The 6604-nt window shown below is 59.7% G+C and carries 3 protein-coding genes, 1 rRNA gene and 1 other RNA gene; all 5 read left to right on the forward strand.

Going from position 1 to position 6604, the window contains the following annotated elements:
• Positions 1–104 precede the first annotated feature (104 nt).
• On the forward strand, positions 105–1937 hold the full coding sequence (gene glmS / locus BUB04_RS16750; protein WP_073041626.1) for a glutamine--fructose-6-phosphate transaminase (isomerizing): 1833 nt from the start codon (positions 105–107) through the stop codon (positions 1935–1937).
• Positions 1938–2385: 448 nt separating this feature from the next.
• A non-coding RNA gene (ssrS, locus tag BUB04_RS16755) (6S RNA) lies at positions 2386–2565 on the forward strand.
• 245 nt (positions 2566–2810) lie between these two features.
• Positions 2811–4373 carry a ribonuclease Y gene (gene rny, locus BUB04_RS16760; protein WP_073041627.1) on the forward strand — a complete coding sequence of 521 codons (1563 nt, stop codon included), beginning with the start codon at positions 2811–2813 and terminating at the stop codon, positions 4371–4373.
• A gap of 48 nt (positions 4374–4421) precedes the next feature.
• The gene (gene tyrS, locus BUB04_RS16765) at positions 4422–5699 is read left to right on the forward strand and encodes a tyrosine--tRNA ligase (protein WP_073041629.1); all 1278 of its coding nucleotides are present in this window, start codon (positions 4422–4424) and stop codon (positions 5697–5699) included.
• A gap of 190 nt (positions 5700–5889) precedes the next feature.
• Positions 5890–6604, forward strand: a 16S ribosomal RNA gene (locus tag BUB04_RS16770); the annotation flags it as partial.

Raw genomic sequence — 6604 nt, forward strand, 5'->3', positions numbered from 1 at the left:
AGGGGGCTTCTTTTTTGGGTTGCGGGTCCGGATGGGCTGGCCCATATTGACGGAAGGTGCAGGATCCATTGGGGTAGCTCGGAAAACCGATGAGGGGGAAAGCAATGTGCGGCATCGTGGGCTATATCGGCAAGTCGGACGGAACGAACGTGATCGTGGAAGGGCTGAAGCGCCTGGAATACCGCGGCTACGACAGCGCCGGCGTCGCCATGATCGGAAGGGACGGTAGGATTTCGGTGGTGCGCTGCGAGGGAAAGATCAAGGAACTGGAGGCGCGGCTGGCCGCGAGCCCCTTGGCGGGCACCATCGGGATCGGCCACACCCGCTGGGCCACCCACGGCGCGCCCAGCGACCACAACGCCCACCCGCACCGATCCGGGCCCTTTGCCGTGGTCCACAACGGCATCATCGAGAACTATGCGGACCTCAAGGAGGAGTTGCTAGGGAAGGGGTACGAATTTACCTCGGAGACGGACACCGAGGTCATTGTGCGGCTCCTGGAAGACGAGTGGAAGCAATGTGGGTCGTATGAAGAAAGCGTGCGGCGCACTTTGCGTCGATTGCGGGGAAGTTATGCCCTGGTGTTCCTGAACGAAGAGTCTCCGGACCTTCTGGTGGGCGCGCGGCAGGAAAGTCCGCTGATCTTGGGAGTTGGGAAAGACGCTTTCTATTTTGCCTCGGATATTCCCGCCATTCTCCACCACACCAGAGATGTGGTGTTGTTGGACGACGGCGATGTTGTTTTTGTCAATCGGACCGGCTACCGAGTGGAATCTCTCGATGGGACGGAGCGCCAACCCGATGTGACCGTGATTGACTGGAATCCCATCGCAGCCGAAAAGGCCGGTTACAAGCATTTCATGCAAAAGGAGATCTTCGAGCAGCCGAGGGCGATTGTGGACACGCTGCGCAGCGTCCTGGATGTGAACCGGGAAGTTCTTCGCTTTTCGGACCTCAATCTGGATGCAAGTCTTGTTCACAAACTGAGGAAGGTTTTTCTGGTTGCCTGCGGGACCTCCTACCATGCCTGCCTGGTGGGCAAATATCTGCTGGAGGGCCTCTGCAGGATTCCCGTGGAGGTGGATCTTGCGTCGGAATTTCGCTACAGGAAGCCGCTCTTGGACGACCAGTCCTTGCTGATCGTGGTCAGCCAGTCGGGCGAGACCGCCGACACGCGCGCGGCCCTTAAGGAAGGGCTGGAAAGAGGGGCCCACTGTCGCGCCATCGTCAACGTGGTGGGAAGCAGCCTGGCTCGGATGGCCCATGGCGTTCTCTACACCCATGCGGGTCCGGAAATCGGGGTCGCGTCCACCAAGGCGTTCACCACTCAGGTGGTCGCTTTTTACCTGCTGGCACTTCACTGGGCGAGGACCTCCGGGACAATCAGTGATCCGGAATTCTCGGAGCACCTGAGGGAGCTTCTAGCGCTGCCCAGAAAACTGGAAGAGGTGTTGGACAGAGCGGACGTTTTGCGCGATTGGGCCCGGGAGTTTCTGAAGGTGGAACACTTCCTCTATCTGGGCCGTGGCATTCTCTATCCCATCGCCCTGGAGGGCGCCCTGAAGCTGAAGGAGATCTCTTATATCCACGCCGAGGGGTATGCAGCGGGAGAGATGAAGCACGGCCCCATTGCCCTGATCGATGAGAACATGCCGGTGGTGGTCCTGGCTCAAAAGGGCGAGCTGTACGAAAAGATGCTCTCCAACGTCCAGGAGGTCCGGGCACGGGGCGGGCGGGTTTTGGCCATAGTGGAGGGGGAACAGGACCCTCGCTTGGGGGAAAGCACCTGGCAGTTTCCCGTGCCGGAAACGTCACCTTGGCTCGCTCCGGTTGTCTTTTCGATCCCTTTGCAGCTTTTGGCCTACCATGTGGCGGACCTTCGGGGTACGGACGTGGATCAACCAAGAAACCTGGCCAAGAGCGTGACCGTGGAGTAGCGGGGCGTGGAGTCCGGGAGGGTGTTTCTAGCGGAGGCGGGCTACGGCCGGGCCAAGCGCCACACGCAGGAGGCTGCGTCAGTCCGGGAGATTCGGCTTGACTTTCTACGGAGTTTAAGAATACAATCTCCATGCGCAGAAAAAGATAGTTATTTAGAAGGCTTGCGCAGCGCTGGGCCCACTCCCGCCGAGGCGCGGGCCGGTGCAGCGCAGGGAAAAGCGAGACAAGCACTGGATGCGGCCTCCACCGTAGGTATTCAACGTGCGTGGGCGCCCTCTTAGGTCTCGCCCATCAGACTCCACTTGCCCGGTTTGGGACGGCAAGTTGAGATATAGAGGTGGCGAAAAATCCAGGTCGCGGGGTGTGAGCCGGGCCCCGTCATATCGGTGCGGCGCGAAGGTTCATGGAGAAAGGTTGCGAATTGGAGGCCTGGAAGAAATACCGGATGCGCCCCTGCGGTGTACGTGATTGGTAGAGCGTTCCTGAGCCAACACAAACAAACGGGGAGCTCCCTCTCGCTCTGGTGCGCAGGTCGGCCTTGCCGAACTGCCTAAAGGGGCGACGGAGCGCCCACCTTGCTGAATCGGTTCAAGACCGACTGCCAACACGGCATCTTGCGGGGGCACCTGGTTTCGATCATATTCTCCCAAGGATCATCCCGGTGGCCCTCGCCCTTTTCGCCCCCGCCCCCCTTTCCCTGCCTGCCCCATTTTCCGCTGCGCACAAACCATTGGTGATGTCAGGAAGGCCCGTTGGGTGTCTTTGGGCACATTCGTCATGTCTTTTGGCCGGAAGAACCGGGCACCTCGTAATGGCGACACCGGTGCCTGTACGGCCGATCCGATCAATCGGCGCAAGAAAGGACAATGCATATGGGGACAATGGGAATCATAGTGCTGACCGTGGGAGCGCTTGCGGCGGGTGCGGCGGCCGGAGCCTCGGCGTGGAAGTATCTGGTTGAGAGACGGAGGCTCCAGGAGAAGGAGCTTGCGGCCGACGTCGTCCAGGAGGCCCGCAAGGAAGCAGAAACCATCAAGAAGGAGGCCATTCTTCAGGCGAAGGACAACATCTTTCGCATGAAGGCCGATTTCGAAAAGGAAAGCAAGGAGATCAGAAAAGAGCTCCAGAGCCTGGAAAAGCGACTGCTCCAAAAAGAGGAGAACCTCGAAAAGAAATCGGAGGCCTTGGACAAGCGGGAAGGCAGCATTGCCAAGAAAGAGAAGCTGCTGGCCGACAAGGAGAGGGATCTGGAGGAGCGCTCGTTGGAGCTCAACCGTCTGATCGAGCAGCAGCGCCTCAAGCTGGAGGAGTTGTCCGGGGTGTCCGCCCAGGAGGCCAAGGAGATGCTGATCAGGAGCATCGAGGAGGAGGCCCGACATGAGGCGGCGCTCATGGTCAAGCGCATTGAAACGGAGGCTCGTGAGCAGGCGGACAAGAAGGCCAAAGAGATCATCGCATTGGCCATCCAGCGCTACGCGGGAGACTACGTGGTGGAAAAGACGGTGTCGGTGGTCAATCTGCCCAACGATGAAATGAAGGGTCGGATCATCGGCCGTGAAGGGCGTAACATTCGGGCTTTGGAGGCCACCACCGGAGTGGACCTCATCATCGACGATACCCCGGAAGCGGTCATCCTTTCGGGCTTCAATCCCATCCGGCGCGAAGTGGCCAGGCTCTCCTTGGAGCGTCTCATCTCGGATGGCCGAATTCACCCTGCCCGCATCGAAGAGATCGTGGACAAGGTGACCCAGGAGATCGACACCGCCATTCGCGATGCGGGAGAACAGGCCGCTTTCGACGTGGGGGTGCACGGCATCGACCCGGAGATTATCCGCTTGTTGGGCAAACTGAAGTACCGAACCAGCTACGCCCAGAATGTGTTGCAGCATTCCCGTGAAGTGGCCTTCCTGTGCGGCATGATGGCGGCTGAATTGGGGCTTAACGAGAAGCAGGCCAAACGGGCGGGGCTTCTTCATGATATCGGCAAGGCCGTGGATCACGAAGTGGAGGGCCCCCACGCAGTCATTGGAGCGGATCTGGCCAAGAAGCATGGGGAGCCGCCCGAGATTGTCCACGCCATCGCCGCACACCACGAAGACGTGCCGGCGGAAAGCATCCTGGCCGTTCTGGTGCAGGCGGCCGATGCGTTGTCCGGCGCCCGGCCCGGGGCACGAAAGGAGTTGCTGGAATCCTACGTCCGGCGGCTTGAAAACCTGGAAAAGATCGCCACTTCCTTCAATGGAGTGAGCAAGGCCTATGCCATCCAGGCCGGTAGGGAGCTGCGTATCATCGTGGAAAGTGAGTCGGTGAGCGATGCGGACACGGTGCTCCTGAGCCGGGATATCGCCAAGCGCATCGAGAGCGAGCTCACCTACCCCGGCCAGATCAAGGTGACGGTGATACGGGAGACGCGAGCGGTGGAGTACGCCAAGTAGGGCGGAGAAACGGGTGGGGCGGAGTTTGGAAAAGGAGCGAGGCCGGAGATGAATGTTCTGGATGTTCTGGTTGAACGTGGATTCGTGGAGCAGATGACCGATGCGGACGCCCTGCGGCGTCACCTGGAAAACCCCGCCCGGTGTTACATCGGCTTCGATCCCACCGCGGACAGTCTGCATGTGGGCAGTCTGGTGCCCATCCTGGCGTTGGTGCACATGCAGCGCCATGGTCATCGGCCCATCGTTCTGGTGGGCGGCGGCACCGGGATGGTGGGCGATCCCAGCGGCAAGACCGAAATGCGCCAACTGCTGACCCGGGAGCAGATCGAAAACAACGTACGGGCCCTCCAGTCCCAACTCTCGCAGTTCATCAGCTTCGAGAAAGACCAAGCCTTGATCCTCGACAACGGCCAATGGCTTCTCGACCTCAAGTACATCGAGTTTCTGCGGGACATCGGCCGGCACTTCAGCGTCAACCGCATGCTGGCAGCGGAAAGCTACCGGATGAGACTGGAGACGGGGCTCAATTTCATCGAATTCAACTACATGCTCCTTCAGGCCTATGACTTTTACTATCTGGCCGCAAATTACGACTGCTTTGTTCAGATGGGCGGTAACGACCAGTGGGGCAACATCGTGGCGGGCATCGACCTGATCCGCCGCAAGATGTCCAAAGAGGCCTATGGGATCACCTTCCCGCTTATCACCACGGCTTCGGGCGCCAAGATGGGCAAGACCGCCGAGGGGGCCGTGTGGCTCAGCGCTCAAAAGACCAGCCCCTACGACTTCTTCCAGTACTGGGTCAATGTGGACGATCGGGATGTGGGGCGCTTTCTCAAGCTCTACACCTTCCTGCCTATGGACGAAATCCGAAAGGCTGAAAGCCTGGAGGGGCAGGAATTGAACGCATGCAAAACGGTGTTGGCCTTTGAGGTGACCCGGATCGTGCACGGACAGGAGGCGGCCCTGGAGGCCTATGAAGCGGCCGTGAAGGTCTTCGGTCGTCGAACCATCCCCCGGGATCTGCTCCCCAGCAGCGGGATTCCCCAGGACCTCAAGGTGGATGAGGGGGCGGCTGTGCCGACCACCCCGATGAGTCCGGAAGAGCTGGAAGCGGGGATCCCCGCCTTTGAGCTCTTTGCGCGGGTGGGTCTTTGCGAGTCCAAGAGTGCGGCGCGGCGGCTGATCCAGCAGGGAGGCGCTTACCTCAATGGCCAGCGGATCTCTCGGTTCGATCAACCCATCCAATTGAGGGATCTGCAGGACGGGGCCGCCCTGCTTCGGGCCGGGAAGAAGAAAGTGCATCGAATTTGCGTGGAAGGGTGATTTTTTTGCTTGACCGTTGGAAGGGCCTTTGATACATAAGCCGAGCCTTTCGGGGGGAGCGAAAAAACGGTTGACGCCCCGGGGCAAAGAAGCTATAAAATCCAAAACAGTCTGCTCTTTGAAAACTAAATAGTGAGGAAGTGCTGGGCCTGCAAGCGAGCGTGCCCTTTTAAAGGGTGCGTTGAAGGTTCAACTGGAGAGTTTGATCCTGGCTCAGAATGAACGCTGGCGGCGTGCCTAACACATGCAAGTCGCACGAGAAAGGCTGGGTTTCGGCTTGGCCGAGTAAAGTGGCGCACGGGTGAGTAACGCGTGGGTGACCTACCCTCGAATCTGGGATAACCTCGCGAAAGCGGGGCTAATACCGGATACGTCCCTTCGGGGAGAAAGCCGGCCTCTCGAAGAAGCTGGTGTTCGGGGATGGGCCCGCGTCCTATCAGCTAGTTGGTAGGGTAACGGCCTACCAAGGCGACGACGGGTAGCTGGTCTGAGAGGATGATCAGCCACACTGGCACTGGAACACGGGCCAGACTCCTACGGGAGGCAGCAGTGAGGAATTTTGCGCAATGGGAGCAATCCTGACGCAGCAACGCCGCGTGGGTGAAGAAGGCCTTCGGGTCGTAAAGCCCTGTCAGGAGGGAAGAACCTCGCTGGGGCGAATAGCCTTGGCGACTGACGGTACCTCCAGAGGAAGCACCGGCTAACTCCGTGCCAGCAGCCGCGGTAATACGGAGGGTGCGAGCGTTATTCGGAATTACTGGGCGTAAAGCGCGTGTAGGCGGCAGGGCAAGTCTGGTGTGAAAGCCCGGGGCTCAACCCCGGAAGTGCATTGGAAACTGCTCTGCTTGAGTACCGGAGAGGAAGGGGGAATTCCCGGTGTAGCGGTGAAATGCGTAGATATCGGG

Origin of the sequence: Desulfacinum infernum DSM 9756 (assembly GCF_900129305.1) — a bacterium.
Lineage (GTDB): Bacteria > Desulfobacterota > Syntrophobacteria > Syntrophobacterales > DSM-9756 > Desulfacinum > Desulfacinum infernum.

Excerpts from the sequence above, each read along its gene's own strand:
- glmS (WP_073041626.1), top strand. The coding sequence starts at position 105 with ATGTGCGGCATCGTGGGCTATATCGGCAAGTCGGACGGAACGAACGTG.
- rny (WP_073041627.1), top strand. The coding sequence starts at position 2,811 with ATGGGGACAATGGGAATCATAGTGCTGACCGTGGGAGCGCTTGCGGCG.
- tyrS (WP_073041629.1), top strand. The coding sequence starts at position 4,422 with ATGAATGTTCTGGATGTTCTGGTTGAACGTGGATTCGTGGAGCAGATG.